This window comes from Streptomyces sp. NPDC126497 (assembly GCF_040302425.1).
Taxonomy (GTDB): domain Bacteria; phylum Actinomycetota; class Actinomycetes; order Streptomycetales; family Streptomycetaceae; genus Streptomyces.
The window spans coordinates 1-14,769 of sequence record NZ_JBEORT010000047.1 but is presented as its reverse complement, the minus strand read 5'-3'; the positions used below and the strand labels follow the sequence as shown (position 1 = coordinate 14,769).

General features: G+C 72.4%; 17 protein-coding genes and 1 tRNA gene. 8 read left to right on the top strand and 10 right to left on the bottom strand.

The window, feature by feature from the left end; all coding sequences use genetic code 11:
- Nucleotides 1-13: 13 nt before the first annotated feature.
- Nucleotides 14-607 (top strand): TetR/AcrR family transcriptional regulator, encoded by a 594-nt coding sequence (locus ABTY20_RS20345; protein ID WP_351998411.1) that lies wholly within the window; start codon nucleotides 14-16, stop codon nucleotides 605-607.
- A 62-nt stretch (nucleotides 608-669) separates the two neighbouring features.
- Here the strand turns inward: ABTY20_RS20345 and ABTY20_RS20340 are convergent, their stop codons facing one another.
- Both ABTY20_RS20340 and ABTY20_RS20335 read right to left on the bottom strand, forming a co-directional pair.
- A complete protein-coding gene (locus ABTY20_RS20340; protein ID WP_351998410.1) occupies nucleotides 670-1,884 on the bottom strand; it encodes an acyl-CoA dehydrogenase family protein in 1,215 nt (404 codons plus the stop codon).
- Nucleotides 1,885-1,890: 6 nt separating this feature from the next.
- On the bottom strand, nucleotides 1,891-2,913 hold the full coding sequence (locus ABTY20_RS20335) for a phosphotransferase family protein (RefSeq protein ID WP_351998409.1): 1,023 nt from the start codon (nucleotides 2,911-2,913) through the stop codon (nucleotides 1,891-1,893).
- A gap of 198 nt (nucleotides 2,914-3,111) precedes the next feature.
- Between ABTY20_RS20335 and ABTY20_RS20330 the strand changes: the two genes are divergently transcribed.
- Nucleotides 3,112-4,041 (top strand): NADP-dependent oxidoreductase, encoded by a 930-nt coding sequence (locus tag ABTY20_RS20330; protein ID WP_351998408.1) that lies wholly within the window; start codon nucleotides 3,112-3,114, stop codon nucleotides 4,039-4,041.
- A gap of 161 nt (nucleotides 4,042-4,202) precedes the next feature.
- Here ABTY20_RS20330 and ABTY20_RS20325 read toward each other — a convergent pair whose 3' ends face one another.
- The 3 genes from ABTY20_RS20325 to ABTY20_RS20315 are packed head-to-tail and all read right to left on the bottom strand — an operon-like array spanning nucleotide 4,203 to nucleotide 5,495.
- Nucleotides 4,203-4,538, bottom strand: coding sequence for a DUF202 domain-containing protein (locus tag ABTY20_RS20325; protein WP_351998407.1), 336 nt, complete (start codon nucleotides 4,536-4,538; stop codon nucleotides 4,203-4,205).
- Nucleotides 4,535-4,927: a YidH family protein gene (locus ABTY20_RS20320; RefSeq protein ID WP_351998406.1), complete on the bottom strand. Its 393-nt coding sequence runs from the start codon at nucleotides 4,925-4,927 to the stop codon at nucleotides 4,535-4,537. Before ABTY20_RS20320 ends, ABTY20_RS20325 begins: the two co-directional genes overlap by 4 nt.
- Nucleotides 4,928-4,973: 46 nt before the next feature.
- Entirely contained in the window at nucleotides 4,974-5,495 is a 522-nt protein-coding gene (locus ABTY20_RS20315; RefSeq protein WP_351998405.1) for an NUDIX domain-containing protein, read from the bottom strand.
- 247 nt (nucleotides 5,496-5,742) lie between these two features.
- On the opposite strand from ABTY20_RS20315, the gene ABTY20_RS20310 reads away from it, so the two are divergent.
- Together ABTY20_RS20310 and ABTY20_RS20305 are read left to right on the top strand one after the other, a co-directional pair.
- Nucleotides 5,743-6,693 (top strand): hypothetical protein, encoded by a 951-nt coding sequence (locus ABTY20_RS20310; RefSeq protein ID WP_351998404.1) that lies wholly within the window; start codon nucleotides 5,743-5,745, stop codon nucleotides 6,691-6,693.
- Nucleotides 6,694-6,747: 54 nt separating this feature from the next.
- Nucleotides 6,748-8,289 (top strand): APC family permease, encoded by a 1,542-nt coding sequence (locus tag ABTY20_RS20305; RefSeq protein WP_351998403.1) that lies wholly within the window; start codon nucleotides 6,748-6,750, stop codon nucleotides 8,287-8,289.
- Between the two features lie 96 nt (nucleotides 8,290-8,385).
- Here ABTY20_RS20305 and ABTY20_RS20300 read toward each other — a convergent pair whose 3' ends face one another.
- Complete coding sequence (locus ABTY20_RS20300; RefSeq protein ID WP_351998402.1) at nucleotides 8,386-9,783, bottom strand: GntT/GntP/DsdX family permease; 1,398 nt, start codon at nucleotides 9,781-9,783, stop codon at nucleotides 8,386-8,388.
- Nucleotides 9,784-9,865: 82 nt separating this feature from the next.
- Nucleotides 9,866-10,384 (bottom strand): gluconokinase, encoded by a 519-nt coding sequence (locus ABTY20_RS20295; RefSeq protein WP_351998401.1) that lies wholly within the window; start codon nucleotides 10,382-10,384, stop codon nucleotides 9,866-9,868.
- Nucleotides 10,385-10,521: 137 nt separating this feature from the next.
- Here ABTY20_RS20295 and ABTY20_RS20290 point away from each other — a divergent pair, with 137 nt between their 5' ends.
- On the top strand, nucleotides 10,522-11,223 hold the full coding sequence (locus ABTY20_RS20290; protein ID WP_351998400.1) for a FadR/GntR family transcriptional regulator: 702 nt from the start codon (nucleotides 10,522-10,524) through the stop codon (nucleotides 11,221-11,223).
- A 19-nt stretch (nucleotides 11,224-11,242) separates the two neighbouring features.
- On the opposite strand, the gene ABTY20_RS20285 is transcribed toward ABTY20_RS20290, so the two are convergent.
- Nucleotides 11,243-11,626: a winged helix-turn-helix transcriptional regulator gene (locus tag ABTY20_RS20285; RefSeq protein ID WP_351998399.1), complete on the bottom strand. Its 384-nt coding sequence runs from the start codon at nucleotides 11,624-11,626 to the stop codon at nucleotides 11,243-11,245.
- Between the two features lie 100 nt (nucleotides 11,627-11,726).
- On the opposite strand from ABTY20_RS20285, the gene ABTY20_RS20280 reads away from it, so the two are divergent.
- Nucleotides 11,727-12,143 carry a RidA family protein gene (locus ABTY20_RS20280; protein ID WP_351998398.1) on the top strand — a complete coding sequence of 139 codons (417 nt, stop codon included), beginning with the start codon at nucleotides 11,727-11,729 and terminating at the stop codon, nucleotides 12,141-12,143.
- 51 nt (nucleotides 12,144-12,194) lie between these two features.
- On the opposite strand, the gene ABTY20_RS20275 is transcribed toward ABTY20_RS20280, so the two are convergent.
- Nucleotides 12,195-12,569 (bottom strand): YchJ family protein, encoded by a 375-nt coding sequence (locus tag ABTY20_RS20275; RefSeq protein ID WP_351998397.1) that lies wholly within the window; start codon nucleotides 12,567-12,569, stop codon nucleotides 12,195-12,197.
- Between the two features lie 63 nt (nucleotides 12,570-12,632).
- Nucleotides 12,633-12,717: transfer RNA gene (locus ABTY20_RS20270), tRNA-Leu, on the bottom strand.
- A gap of 200 nt (nucleotides 12,718-12,917) precedes the next feature.
- Between ABTY20_RS20270 and ABTY20_RS20265 the strand changes: the two genes are divergently transcribed.
- Both ABTY20_RS20265 and chpH read left to right on the top strand, forming a co-directional pair.
- Nucleotides 12,918-14,243 carry a M20/M25/M40 family metallo-hydrolase gene (locus tag ABTY20_RS20265; RefSeq protein WP_351998396.1) on the top strand — a complete coding sequence of 442 codons (1,326 nt, stop codon included), beginning with the start codon at nucleotides 12,918-12,920 and terminating at the stop codon, nucleotides 14,241-14,243.
- A gap of 152 nt (nucleotides 14,244-14,395) precedes the next feature.
- Nucleotides 14,396-14,629, top strand: a complete 234-nt coding sequence (gene chpH, locus ABTY20_RS20260; protein ID WP_351998395.1) for a chaplin ChpH — start codon at nucleotides 14,396-14,398, stop codon at nucleotides 14,627-14,629.
- Nucleotides 14,630-14,769: the final 140 nt, after the last annotated feature.

The following is a 14,769-nucleotide window of genomic DNA, read 5'->3' as shown; positions in this document are numbered from 1 at the left end:
GCGGGTGGCGGCAGTGCCCAGGACGACGGACGGTGACGGGACTCCTGTGCCGCAGCGGCTCCTGGCCGCCGCCACCCGGCTCTTCGCCGAGCGGGGCTACGACCGCACCTCGGTGCAGGAGATCGTCGAGGCGGCCGGCGTCACCAAGGGGGCGCTCTACCACTACTTCGGCTCCAAGGACGACCTGCTGCACGAGGTGTACGCGCGTGTGCTGCGCCTCCAGCAGGAACGCCTGGACCGCTTCGCGGACGCCGACGAGCCGGTCGAGAAGCGGCTGCGCGACGCGGCGGCCGACGTCGTCGTCACCACCATCGAGAACCTCGACGACGCGTCGATCTTCTTCCGCTCCATGCACCACCTCGGCCCGGAGAAGAACAAGCAGGTGCGCGCCGAGCGCCGCCGCTACCACGAACGCTTCCGCGCGCTGATCGAGGAGGGGCAGCGGGAGGGCGTGTTCTCCACGGCGACCCCGGCCGACCTGGTGGTCGACTACCACTTCGGCTCCGTGCACCACCTGTCGACCTGGTACCGCCCCGACGGCCCGCTCGGTCCGCAGGAGGTCGCCGACCACCTGGCGGACCTGCTGCTGCGGGCCCTGCGCCCCTGAGCCCTCCACCGCGCCACGGCCCGCGGCCCGCCGGCACCGGCGGGCCGCGGACCGTCCGGGGACTACAGGTACTTCTTCAGCTCCCGGCGCGCCAGCGACCGCTGGTGCACCTCGTCCGGACCGTCGGCGATCATCAGCGTGCGGGCGCCGGCGTACAGCTCGGCCAGCGGGAAGTCCTGGCTGACCCCGCCCGCGCCGTACAGCTGGATCGCACGGTCGAGGATGCCGACGACCGTGCGCGGCGTGGCGATCTTGATGGCCTGGATCTCCGTGTGGGCGCCCCGGTTGCCGACGGTGTCCATCATCCAGGCCGTCTTCAGCACCAGCAGCCGCAGCTGCTCGACCGCCACGCGCGCGTCGGCGATCCAGTTCTGCACCACGCCCTGCTGCGCCAGCGCCTTGCCGAACGCGTCCCGGGACACCGCGCGGCGGCACATCAGCTCGATGGCCCGCTCGGCCATGCCGATCAGCCGCATGCAGTGGTGGATCCGGCCGGGACCGAGCCGGGCCTGGGCGATGGCGAAGCCGCCGCCCTCCTCGCCGATCAGGTTCGACACCGGTACGCGCGCGCGGTCGAAGACCACCTCGGCGTGCCCGCCGTGGTAGTGGTCCTCGTAGCCGAAGACCCGCATGGCGCGGGTGACCGTGACGCCCGGTGTGTCGCGCGGGACCAGGACCATGGACTGCTGACGGCGGATGTCCGCCCCGTCCGGGTCGGTCTTGCCCATCACGATGAAGACGCCGCAGTCCGGGTGCATCGCCCCGGAGATGTACCACTTGCGGCCGGTGACGACGTACTCGTCGCCGTCCCGTTCGATGTGGGTGGTGATGTTGGTGGCGTCCGAGGAGGCCACCTCCGGCTCGGTCATCGCGAACGCCGAGCGGATCTCACCGGCCAGCAGCGGCCGCAGCCACTGCTTCTTCTGCGCCTCGTCGCCGAACTGCGCCAGCACCTCCATGTTCCCGGTGTCGGGCGCCGCGCAGTTGGTGACGGTCGGCGCGATCTGCGGGGAGCGGCCCATGATCTCGGCGAGCGGCGCGTACTGCAGGTTCGTCAGCCCGGCGCCGTACTCGGAGTCGGGCAGGAACAGGTTCCACAGCCCCTGCCGCCGGGCCTCGGCCTTCAGTTCCTCCACCACGGGCACGTTCTCCCACGGCGATTCCAGCCCGGCGCGCTGCTCGTGGGCGACCGCCTCGGCCGGGTACACGTACTCGTCCATGAAGGCGAGCAGCCTGGCGCGCAGCTCCTCGGTGCGCGCGTCGAACGCGAAGTCCATGTCCCGTCAGCCTTCCTGAAGAGTGGTCAGACCGTGCTCGATGAAGACCGGGACCAGGTCGCCGATGCGGTCGAAGCCGCGTCCGACCGTCCGGCCCAGCGTGTAGCGGTAGTGGATGCCCTCCAGGATCACGGCGAGCTTGAACCAGGCGAACGCCGTGTACCAGGACACCGCGGAGACGTCGCGCCCCGACCGGGCGGCGTACCGCTCGATCAGCTCGGCGGGCGTGGGGTGCCCGGGCGCCTCCGCGGTCGTGGAGACGGGGGAGTCCGGCATGCCCAGCGGGCTGCTGTACATCACCAGCAGTCCCAGGTCGGTCAGCGGATCGCCGAGCGTGGACATCTCCCAGTCGAGGACGGCCTCGATCCGGTCGTCCTGCCCGATCAGCGCGTTGTCCAGGCGGTAGTCGCCGTGCACCACGGCCGGCGCGGGGGAGCCGGGCAGCTCGCGCCCGAGCGCGGCGTGCAGCTCGTCGATGCCGGCCAGCTCCCGGTTGCGGGAGGCGTCCAGCTGCTTGCCCCAGCGCCGCAGCTGCCGGTCCAGGAACCCCTCGGGGCGCCCGAAGTCCGCCAGTCCCACTTCGCCGGGGTCGACGGCGTGCAGCTCGACGAGCGTGTCGACCAGGTTCAGCACGGCGTCCCGGGTGCGCTCCGCCCCGAGCGGGGCGAGCTGGCCGGCCGTCCGGTACGGCGTGCCCTCGACGAACTCCATGACGTAGAACGGCGCCCCGAGCACCTCCTCGTCCTCGCACAGCAGCACGGTGCGCGGCACCGGCACGGCGGTCGGGTGCAGCGCGCTGATCACCCGGTGCTCGCGCCTCATGTCGTGCGCGGTGGCCAGCACGTGGCCGAGCGGGGGGCGTCGCACGACCCACCGCGCACCGCCGTCGGAGACCGCGTACGTGAGGTTCGACCTGCCGCCCTCGATCAGCCGGCCGGTGAGCGGGCCGTTCACCAGGCCGGGCCGCTCCCGTTCGAGCAGGCCGCGAAGCCGGTCGAGATCGAGTCCGGGCGGGTGGTCGGGGCTCATCGTCGCTCCTCGGGGCGGGAAACAGTACCCGTCTTATGATGCCGACCGGTCGGTATGCCGTCCAGAGCGGCGGGCGAACGTGATCGGGGCCACGATAGGCGCTCCTCGCGCCCGCGGTGTGGTCCGGCCGCCACGCGAATGGCTTGGATCAGGCCGTTCGGCTTGCAGGGCGCGTGGGGACACCGGAAGGTCGGAGCCATGAAGGCGATCAGCTACTCACGGTACGGCGGCCCCGAGGTGCTCGGCCTCGGGGAGGTCGACGATCCCAGGGTCGGCCCCGACGCGGTGCTGGTGAAGGTGCGGGCGGCGGCGGTCAACCCGGTGGACTGGAAGTGCCGGGAGGGCCATCTCGACTCGATCCTCCAGCCGGTGTTCCCCGTCATCCCCGGCTGGGACGTCTCGGGCGTGGTCGTCCGGCCGGGCCCCGCCGCGCCGGAGTTCTCCGTCGGCGACGAGGTCATCGGCTACGTGCGCGAGGACGTCCTCTCGCGCGGCACCTTCGCCGAGTACGTGGCCGCCCCGGTGCGCGCCCTCGCGCGCAAGCCGCGCCGTCTGTCCTTCGAGGAGGCGGCCGGCCTCCCCCTCGTGGGACTCACCGCGTACCAGGTGCTGCACCGCGTCCTCGAGGTCAGGCGGGGCGAGACGCTCCTGGTGCACGCCGCGGCCGGCGGCGTGGGGTCCGTCGCCGTCCAGCTCGCCGCCCACCTCGGCGCCCGCGTCATCGGCACGGCGAGCGAACGCAACCACGACTTCGTGCGCGGCCTGGGCGGGGAGCCGGTGAGCTACGGGGAGGGCCTGGCCGAACGGGTGCGGGGCCTGGCCCCCGAGGGTGTGGACGCGGTGTTCGACACGGTCGGCGGCGACGCCCTCAAGGCCTCCGCGAACCTCCTGGCCCCCGAGGGCCGCCTGGCCTCGATCACCGACCCCGAGGTGGTGGACTACGGCGGCCGCTACTGGTTCGTCCGCCCCGATCCCCAGGACCTCCAGCACCTGTCCGACCTGGCGGACCAGGGCGCGGTCACCGTCCACGTCTCGGAGACCTTCCCCCTGGAACGAGCGGCGGACGCCCACCGCCTGAACCAGGAGGGCCGCACCCGGGGCAAGATCGTGGTGACGGTGGGCGGATAGGTCCCGCCCGGCGTCCACGGCCCGTCCGGCGTCCACGGCCCGTCCGGCGTCCACGGCCCGTCCGGCGTTCGAGGACGAGGCCGCAGGCCGACGAGGGGGTCCGGGGGGCGAAGCCCCGGGGACGGGGACGGCGGGGGCGGAGGAACCACCGGGCCCCCGCCTCACCCCGAACCGACGAGCACCGCCCCGCACACCGCCATGGTCACCGCGCAGACCACGGCGACCGCCGCGTACGGTGGAACGAGCGCCCCCGGCGCACTCGTCGCCGCCAGCCCCCGGATCCGCCGGTGGGCGATCCGCAGGAACCCCAGCCAGCAGGCACAGCACAGCGCGCACGCCACGACCCCGGCCCCCGACACCCCGCCCGCCAGCGCCGTCCTCACGGCCAGCACCGCCGCGACCGTCGCCGACAGCGTGGTACGCCGCCACGCCAGCCGGGTCCGCTCGGGCTGCAGCCCCGGATCCCGCTCCGCGGTCCGTTCCGCCGCCCCGCTCACCCGTCCCACCCGAAGAGCACCACGGCGACCATCGCCACGGCCACCACCGCCACCACGAGGCTCAGCAGCGCCGGGAACCGCGACACCGGGAGATCCTCCCCCCGCCGCATCGCCCGCTCGCACCGCACCCAGTGGTCGACCGCCCGCAGCGCGCACAGCGCCCCCGCGGCCAGCAGCGCCAGCGCCAGCCCGACCCGCCACCCCCACCGCAGGTCCGGCAGGAACTGGTCGACGGCGAACCCGCCCCCGATCAGCGCGAGCGCGGTGCGCAGCCAGGCGAGGAACGTCCGCTCGTTCGCCAGCGAGAACCGGTAGTCGGGCGTGTCGCCCTCCTGCCGCACCTCGCCGGGCGCGAACCACCACCGGACGTTCCGCACGAAGTCGATCACGCCGCGACCCTACCGGGACCGCCCCCGCGCCGGGCCGACGGCCCGCTCAGCCCTCCGCCCGCCCCGCCCGGAACGCCTTGAGCCGCCGGTACGCCGCCAGCCCGTCCGGAGTCCACTCCCACTCCCCGAGCCGCCGCTCCAGCTCCGCCTCCGGCAGGAAGTCCCCCCAGGCCACCTCCTCGGCCTGCGGCCGTACGGGCCGGTCGCAGCGCACCTCGTACACCGCCGACCACCAGCTGTGGCCCGCCCCGTCGTCGTACAGGAAGGTGAAGAGGTGCTCGGGGCGCGGCAGCCCGCGCACGCCCAGCTCCTCCTCGGCCTCGCGCAGCGCCGCCTCGTCGTAGCCCTCGCCCGCGCCGACGACCCCGCCGACGAACATGTCGTACAGGGAGGGGAAGACCTGCTTGGCCGCGGTGCGGCGGTGGACGAAGACCCGCCCCTCGGCGTCCCGGGCGAGGACGAAGACGCAGCGGTGGCGCAGACCCCGCGCGTAGGCCTCCCCGCGCGGGGACCGCCCGACCACCCGGTCGTTCTCGTCGACGATGTCGATGATCTCCTCGGCGCTCATACGGCCATCCAAGCAGTGTCCCGCCCCGCCCGGCCGCCCACCCGGGCGGCTTTCCGGCCGCACGCACAAGTGGCTTGTTCGTGACTGCAGTTGACGCGAGTAACGCCCGGGACGCCCTTGACGTGATCCGTTGGCGGACGGTTTGCTGTGTGTGATCGGCCCATGGCGTTCGGCAGCCGACCACTGCCGTACCGACCACCCGCCACGAGCCGGCGACCCCAAGAAGAGCGCGTGAGGAAGTCCCGCGGTGCCCCCACCCCCGCCTCCCCTCGGCCGTGCCCGCAGACGGGCGGCACAGGCCTTCGACGAGGCCCTCGACGATGCCGAACTCGTCGCCGCGCGCACCGCGCTGGCACAGGGCCGGTGGCAGAGCACCCGCTCGCTGCTGGTCCGCACGGGGGAGGACTGGGACCGCCGGGGCCACCGCGTCACGGTGCTCGCCCGGGAGTCGTGCAGCGCCGCCTGGGCGAGCGAGTGGCTGCTCGCCGAACCCGACTCCGGTGACGCGTCCGTGCTGCTCGCACTGGCCCGGGTGCGGCGCGCCCTGCACGGCGGGGAGAAGCCGGACCGTGCCCGCGAGGCCTGCCACCGGGCGGCGCGGCTCCTGCCCGCCGACCCCACCCCCTGGCTCGGACTGCTCCTGCTGGAGTGCGCCCAGGGGGCCGAGGGGGACGTGGTCCGGGTCTTCGAACAGGTCCGCACCCGGTACGCGGACCACCACCACGCCCACCACCTGGTGGTCGCCTGGCTCGCCGAGCGCCGCGTGGAGGCGGGTCCGGACCCGCTGCACGAGGTGTACGACTTCGCCAACTGGGCCGCCGAGCAGGCACCCGCCGACTCGCCGCTGGCGATCCTGCCGGTCATCGCGCACGCCGAGCGCTACCGCACGCTGGCCGCCGCCGGACACGAACCCGCCGACCCGGTCGCCTCCGGCCACTGGGTCGGCCGCCGCGCCCGGCAGGTGATGAAGGCCGCCTTCGACTGGTGGCTGGAGTGGGAGCACGAAGACCACCCGCGCCGCCTGGTCGACCTCAACTTCCTCGCCCACGCGAAGGTCTGCGAGGGCCGGGGCGCCGAGGCCGCCGCCCTCTTCCACCGCATCGGCGACCACGCCACACCGGCCCCCTGGTCCTACCCCGGCCGTGACGCCCTGACCGCCTTCCGCACCGCCCGCGCCGCAGCCCTGGGCACGGTCTGACACCACGCCCCCACCCGCCCGCCGCACCCACCACCCACCAAGGACGGCCTTCCGATGACGACGGACAGTTCGAGCAGGAGCAGAGCAGCCGCCGACGGCATCAGCACCTTCAAGGGGCAGGAGCGCGCCCTGCGCGCCGACCGCCTCGGCACGGGGGGCCTGCTGCTCTCCGTCCTCGCCGCGACCGCCCCCCTCATGGTGGTCGCGGGTGTCATGCCCACCACATTCGCGGTGATGGGCATCGTCGGCCAGCCGCTGCTCTTCGTGGCCCTCGGCGTCGTCCTGGTCCTCTTCAGCCTCGGGTACGCCGAGATGAGCCGGCACGTCCACAACGCCGGCGCCTTCTACGCCTACATCTCCCGCGGACTCGGCGGCACCGCCGGAGCGGGCGCCGCCCTCGTCGCGCTCGTCGCCTACAACTCCCTCCAGGTCGGCATCTACGGCATCTTCGGCTTCGAGGTCTCCGGCCTCTTCGCCACCTACGCCGACCTCGAGGTCGCCTGGTGGATACCGGCGCTGGTGGCCGTGCTCGCCGTCGGCGCGCTGGGCTGGCTGAAGATCGACGTCAACGCGCGCGTGCTCGGCGTCCTGCTGGTCATCGAGGTGCTGCTGGTCGTCGTCTTCGACATCGCCGCCGTCGCCGACCCCGGCAAGGAGGGCCTGTCGCTGCACGCCTTCAACCCGGACACGCTCACCGGCGCCGGCGTCGGCACCGCCCTGTGCTTCTGCATCGCCGCCTTCCTCGGCTTCGAGCAGGCCCCCGTCTACGCCGAGGAGACCAGCAGGCCGCACGTCCTCGTGCCGCGCGTGATGTTCCTCGCGGTCACCGGCGTCGCGGTCTTCTTCGCCCTCAGCAGCTGGGCGCTCACCGTCGCCACCGGCCCCTCCGGGATCGTCGGCGCCTCCCGGGAGCAGAGCGCGGGACTGCTGTTCTTCCTCACCGAGGACCGGCTCGGCTCCACCTTCACCGACGTCCTGCACGTCCTCTTCGTGACCGGCATGTTCGCGGCCATGCTCAGCTTCCACAACGTCGTCGCCCGGTACGCCTTCGCCATGGGCCGCGAGGGCCTGCTGCCCGCCGCCTTCGGCCGCACCACCGGCACCAGCGGCGCCCCCGGCACCGGCTCGCTGCTCCAGACCGTTGTCGCCGCCGTGCTGGTCCTCGCCTTCGCCCTCACCGACGACAAGCCCACCGGCGACCCGACCGCACCGGTCCTGCACCTGTTCACCTGGGGCGGCAACGTCGGCGCGCTCGGCGTGATCGTGCTGATGGCCATCGCCTCCCTGTCCGTCGTCGTCTTCTTCGTCCGGCGCGGCGCCGCGGGCGCGCAGGGCTGGCGGCTGGCCACCTCCGCGCTGGCGGGCATCGCCCTGACCGTCATCGCCGGCTACACCGTCAGGGACTTCGACGTCCTGGTCGGCGCGGGACCCGGCTCCTCGCTCAGCTGGATCCTGCCCGGCATCATCGGACTCGCCCTGGTCGTCGGCCTGGCCCAGGGCGCCCTCCTGCGCGCCCGTGCCCCCGAGCGGCACGCCCGCATCGGGCTCGGCAACGAGGCGTTCCAGCTGGAGAAGGAGGCCGAGCGCGCCTCGTAGGGCGCTGTCGCGCCCCCGGGACGGGCACGGGCCCCGGCACCTCGTCGAGGTGCCGGGGCCCGTGGCCGGTGTGCGCCCGAAGGAGCGGCCGTACGCCTAGATGATCAGCGACAGCAGCAGCACCAGACCGCCGGCGACCACCGAGATGATCGTCTCCATGATCGACCAGGTCTTGACCGTCTGCCCGACGCTCAGCCCGAAGTACTCCTTCACCAGCCAGAAGCCGGCGTCGTTGACATGGCTGAAGAACAGCGAACCGGCACCGATCGCCAGCACCAGCAGGGCGGCGTGCGTGGTCGACATGTCGGCCGCCAGCGGCGCCACCAGACCGGCCGCCGAGACGGTCGCCACCGTCGCCGAGCCGGTCGCCAGCCGGATCGCCACCGCGATCAGCCAGGCCAGCAGCAGCGCCGGGATCGACCAGTCCTCGGAGATCTCCAGGATCATCCGGCCCACACCGGTGTCGATCAGCGTCTGCTTGAACCCGCCGCCCGCGCCGACGATCAGCAGGATGCCCGCGATCGGCGCGAGCCCCTTCTCGACCAGCTGCTGCATCCGCTCCTTGCTGAACCCGGCGGGCACGCCCAGGGTGAAGATGCCGACCAGCACGGCCGCGAGCAGCGCGATCAGCGGGGAGCCGATCACGTCGAAGACGCGCTGCACGTGGTGCTCGGGGTCGTCGACGACGATGTCGACCAGCGCCTTGGCCAGCATCAGCACCACCGGCAGCAGGATCGTGGCCAGCGTCGCGCCGAAGCCGGGACGCTTCTCCAGGTCCTCGGAGGGCCGCTGCGGGATCATCCGCTCCGGGGCCGGGACGTCCACCCAGCGGGCGGCGTACTTCGAGAACAGCGGACCGGCGATGACGACCGTCGGTATGGCGACGAGCACGCCCAGCGCCAGCGTCACGCCGAGGTTGGCGTCGACGGCGTCGATCGCGACCAGCGGGCCGGGGTGCGGCGGGACCAGGCCGTGCATCACGGACAGGCCGGCGAGCGCCGGGATGCCGATGCGCATCAGGGAGTAGTTGCCGCGCTTGGCGACCATCAGCACCACCGGGATCAGCAGCACCACGCCGACCTCGAAGAACAGCGGCAGACCGATCACCGAGGCGATCAGCACCATCGCCCACGGCATGGAACGGCCGCTCGCCTTCGCGAGGATGGTGTCGACGATCTGGTCGGCGCCGCCGGAGTCGGCGAGCATCTTGCCGAGGATCGCGCCGAGGGCGATCAGCACGCCCACGCCGGCCACGGTGGAGCCGAGTCCGGCGCTGAAGCTGGTGATCACCTTGTCCAGCGGCGCGCCGGCGAACGCGCCGAGCGCCAGTGAGCCGATGGTCAGCGACAGGAAGGCGTGCAGCTTGAACTTGGTGATGAGCAGGACGATGACGGCGATGCCCAGGAGCACGGCGATGCCCAGCTGGGCGTGGCCGGCCGAGGTGATCGGCTCGGGTGCGTCCGCTGCCAGCATCTCGACGCTGAGTCTGGTCACGGTGGTTCCTTGCGTGTACGGGGGGATCGGGGAGGAACCGGGGAGGTGGGGCGCCCCGGGAACTGGGGGTCCGGTCGGGGACCTACGGGGTGGGTTCGGGGAGGGCGTCCAGGGCGGTGGCCGCCCGTCCGCTGATCTCCTCGGGGCTGCCCGTCACGTCCACGGCGACCCCGGCCTCGTCCGGCTCCAGCGGCTGGAGCGTGGCGAACTGGGAGTCGAGCAGTGCCGTGGGCATGAAGTGGCCCTGCCGGTGCGACATCCGGTCCTCGACGAGCGCGCGGTCACCGGTGAGGTGCACGAAGACCACGCCGGGCGCCGCGGCCCGCAGCCGGTCGCGGTACGACCGCTTCAGCGCCGAACAGCTGACCACCCCGCCGAGACCGGCCCGGCCGTGCGCCCAGTCGCCGATGGCGTCCAGCCACGGCCACCGGTCGTCGTCGGTCAGCGGGGTCCCGGCCGACATCTTGGCGATGTTGGCCGGCGGGTGGAAGTCGTCGCCCTCGGCGTACGGGACGCCGTACCGGGCCGCGAGCAGGGGACCGATGGTGGTCTTGCCGGTGCCCGCGACGCCCATGACCACGACGACATGGGGGGTCTTCATCGCTGCCTCACTGTCTGCTGTCTTCGTCGACACGTGATGTCGACGCAACTGAAACTCATTAGGTACGACGAATTCAAGAGCCTGTGACATATAAGTCTGACTTTTTGCTCCCGTGATCCGCCCCGTACTCTGTGTGCATGAGCACCACGGGCCGGGGGCTGCACGGCCGCGTACTGGACACCCTCGGCCCCGAGATCACGGCGGGCGAGTACCCGCCCGGCAGCGTTCTGCGCACCGACGAACTCGCACAGCGCTTCGACGTGTCGCGCTCCGTGATGCGTGAGGTGGTCCGCGTCCTGGAGTCCATGAGCCTGGTCCGGTCCCGGCGCCGCGTGGGCGTGACGGTCCTGCCGGCGTGCGAGTGGAACGTGTACGACCCCCAGGTCATCCGCTGGCGCCTGGCCGGCGCGGACCGCCCGCGCCAGCTGCGCTCCCTCACGGTGCTGCGGTCGGCGATCGAGCCGGTCGCGGCGGGCCTGGCCGCCCGCCACGCCACCCCCGGGCAGTGCGCCGAACTCACCGAGTGCGCCCTCGGCATGGTCGCCAACTCCAGCGGTCACCGGCTGGAGGAGTACCTCCTCCACGACGTGGCGTTCCACCGCGTGATCCTGACCGCCTCCGGCAACGAGATGTTCGCCCGCCTCGGCGACGTCGTCGCCGAGGTGCTGGCCGGCCGCACCCACCACGAGGTGATGTTCGAGGACCCCGACCCGGCCGCCGTCACCCTGCACGTCCAGCTCGCGGAGGCGGTCCGCGAACGCGACGCCGCCCGTGCGGAGGAACTGACCCGCGAGATCACCGAGGGCGCCCTCCAGGAACTGGACATCCTGGCGCCCTGAGCGCGCCGCCGCGTGCCGGTCAGGCGTTGAAGCGCTCGCGTGCCCGCTCGATGTGGCCGAGGTTCTCGTGGGTCCAGCCGCACATCGCGTCGACCGTGGCGCGCAGGCCCCGGCCCGGTCCGGTGAGGGTGTACTCGACCCGCGGCGGCACGGTGGGGTGCACCGTCCGCTCGACCAGGCCGTTGCGCTCCAGCATGCGCAGGTTCTGGGTGAGCATCTTGTGGCTGACGCCCTCGACCTCGTCGCGCAACTCGCTGAAGCGCAGGGTGCGCTCACCGAGCGCCTCGATGATCAGGAGCGCCCACTTGTTGGCGACGTCCGAGAAGATCTCCCGCGCCAGGGAGTCCGCGCGCCTGAGGTCGGCGTCCTCGGGCAGGCCCTTGAGCAGATGCTTGGTCACCATCAGGTTCCTCAGTCACCGAAAAGTGCGTTCTTCCAGGTCGGAGTCCACTCTCCTACAGTTCCCGAGTCACCACAAGAGAGCGGAAGGAAGGGCGGGTCCCATGACCACCAGTGATGTCTTCACCAGTGATGTCTTCACCTTCGACGTGCCGGCCGAGAGCGACTTCGGCTACGCGCAGGCGATCAGGTCCGGCGAGCTGATCCACGTCTCCGGACAGCTCGCGTTCGACGAGGCGGGCGAGTTCCTCCACGCGGGCGACTTCGCCGCCCAGCTCGAACGGACCCACGCCAACATGGACAGGGTCCTGGGCCACTACGGCGCCACCCGGAACCAGATCGTCTCGCAGACCCTGTACGTGGTGGACCTGCGGCGCAACGCCGCGGCGGCGGCCGGGGGCAACCTCGCGTACTTCGGCGACCACCGCCCGGCCAGTACGGTCGTGGGCGTCACCGAACTGACCCTGCCCGGCCAGGTCGTCGAGATCGGCTTCGTCGTCGACACGAGGCTGCCCGCCTGAGGCCCGCGCCTCGCGCGTCCGGCCCTCCGGGGCCGGACGCCGCCTCCGGCCTCAGCTCAGGAAGTCCCCGTCGACGTACACCCACGCCCCGTCGACCCGCTCGAACCGGCTGCGTTCGTGCAGCGAGCCGCCCCGGTAGGAGGCGCGGAAGGTCACCGTGCCGGTGGAGTGGAAGGCGGACCCGCCGTCGGCGTCCAGGATCTCCAGCCCGGTCCACCGCGTCCCGGGATCGAGGTCGATCCGCTCCGGCCGTGTCCGCGGATGCCAGGTCCGCAGCAGGTACGCGCCGTCCCGCCGCACGAACGCGCAGTACCGCGACCGCATCAGCCGCTCGGCGGTGGGCGCGGCGGCGGCCCCGGTGTGGAACCGGCCGCAGCACGCCTCGTACGTCTCGGGGAGCCCGCAGGGGCAGGAACGGGTGGTCATGGTCGGCCTCCGCGACAACGCCCGAGGGCCGCGACCTCATGGTCGCGGCCCTCGGGCTTCTTGTGTCCGAGGGGGGACTTGAACCCCCACGCCCGATAAAGGGCACTAGCACCTCAAGCTAGCGCGTCTGCCATTCCGCCACCCGGACAAGGTGTCTGTCGCGCGGGTTTCCCCCCGCGGCGACGACGTAAACATTACCAGGTGTTCCGGGTGGCCGATCACACCCGCCCGGCCACGTCGTCGGGTGAGCGGCGGACGACGGGCCGGACCGGGTCTTGGGGCGCGGGCGCGGGGGAGAGAGGATGAGGGCGACCCACCAGCGGGAACACCAGCAGCGGGAGGAAGCACGTGAGCGAGACGGACACGGCCAGGGACGTCACCGGTGAGGACGAGGTCGTGGACCTCTGCCGCGAGCTGATCCGGATCGACACCAGCAACTACGGCGACCACTCGGGCCCCGGCGAGCGCAAGGCGGCCGAGTACGTCGCCGAGAAGCTCGCCGAGGTCGGCCTGGAGCCGCGGATCTTCGAGGCCCACCCGGGACGCGCCTCCACCGTCGCCCGGATCGAGGGCGAGGACCCGTCGCGGCCCGCCCTGCTCATCCACGGCCACACCGACGTCGTACCCGCCAACGCGGACGACTGGACCCACCACCCCTTCTCCGGCGAGATCGCCGACGGGTGCGTGTGGGGGCGCGGGGCCGTCGACATGAAGGACATGGACGCGATGACCCTCGCGGTCGTCCGCGAGCGCATGCGCAGCGGCCGCAAGCCCCCGCGCGACATCGTCCTCGCCTTCCTCGCCGACGAGGAGGCCGGCGGCACCTACGGCGCCAAGCACCTGGTGCACCGGCACCCCGAGCTGTTCGAGGGCGTCACCGAGGCGATCGGCGAGGTCGGCGGCTTCTCCTTCACCGTCAACGAGAAGCTGCGCCTCTACCTCGTCGAGACCGCCGAGAAGGGCATGCACTGGATGCGGCTCACCGTCGACGGCACCGCCGGCCACGGCTCGATGACCAACGACGACAACGCCATCACCGAGCTGTGCGAGGCCGTCGCCCGCCTCGGCCGCCACACGTGGCCGGTCAGGGTCACCAAGACCGTGCGGGCCTTCCTGGACGAGCTCTCCGACGCGCTCGGCACCGAGCTCGACCCGGAGAACATGGACGAGACCCTCGCCAAGCTCGGCGGCATCGCCCGCATGATCGGCACCACGCTGCGCAACTCGGCGGCGCCGACCCAGCTCGGCGCCGGCTACAAGGTCAACGTCATCCCCGGCAGGGCCACCGCGCACGTCGACGGCCGCTTCCTGCCCGGCTACGAGGAGGAGTTCCTCGCCGACCTCGACCGCATCCTCGGCCCGCGCGTGCGGCGCGAGGACGTGCACTCCGACAAGGCGCTGGAGACCGACTTCGACGGCCGGCTCGTCGACGCCATGCAGACCGCTCTCAGCGCCGAGGACCCGATCGCCCGCGCCGTGCCCTACATGCTCTCCGGCGGCACCGACGCCAAGTCCTTCGACGACCTCGGCATCCGCTGCTTCGGCTTCGCGCCCCTGAAGCTGCCCCCGGAGCTGGACTTCGCCGGCATGTTCCACGGGGTCGACGAGCGGGTGCCGGTGGACGGCCTGAAGTTCGGCGTGCGGGTGCTCGACCGCTTCCTCGACGCGAGCTGAGACGGTTAACCGATGACCCCAACAATCGCCCAGACGTGCGGACTTGACTGAAAAGAGTGAATGCGACGATAAGCTCGTAGCCTCATTACTCCGTCCTCGTTAGCCGTGATGTGATCCGCGACTTTGGATCGCTTTGCCAACAAGGAGGAACAATGCTCAAGAAGGTCGTCGCCGTCGCGGCTGCCACCGGTGGTCTGGTTCTCGCGGGCGCGGGCATGGCCGCCGCCGACTCCGGCGCCCAGGGTGCCGCCGTGCACTCCCCGGGCGTCCTTTCCGGCAATGTCGTGCAGGCCCCGATCCACATCCCCGTGAACGTCTGCGGCAACACGGTCTCCGTGATCGGGCTGCTGAACCCCGCCTTCGGCAACGTCTGCATCAACAAGTGACGTCGTCCCTCGCCCTCTAGGGCACGTCCGCTGAGGGCTTGAGCCGTGGGCCCCCGCGCGCCGGGCCAGGGCGCCGGGGGCGCCCCCGCCCCACCCACCTGGGGACACCCCGGGCTACGGACGTAACGACGTTGGCGGGC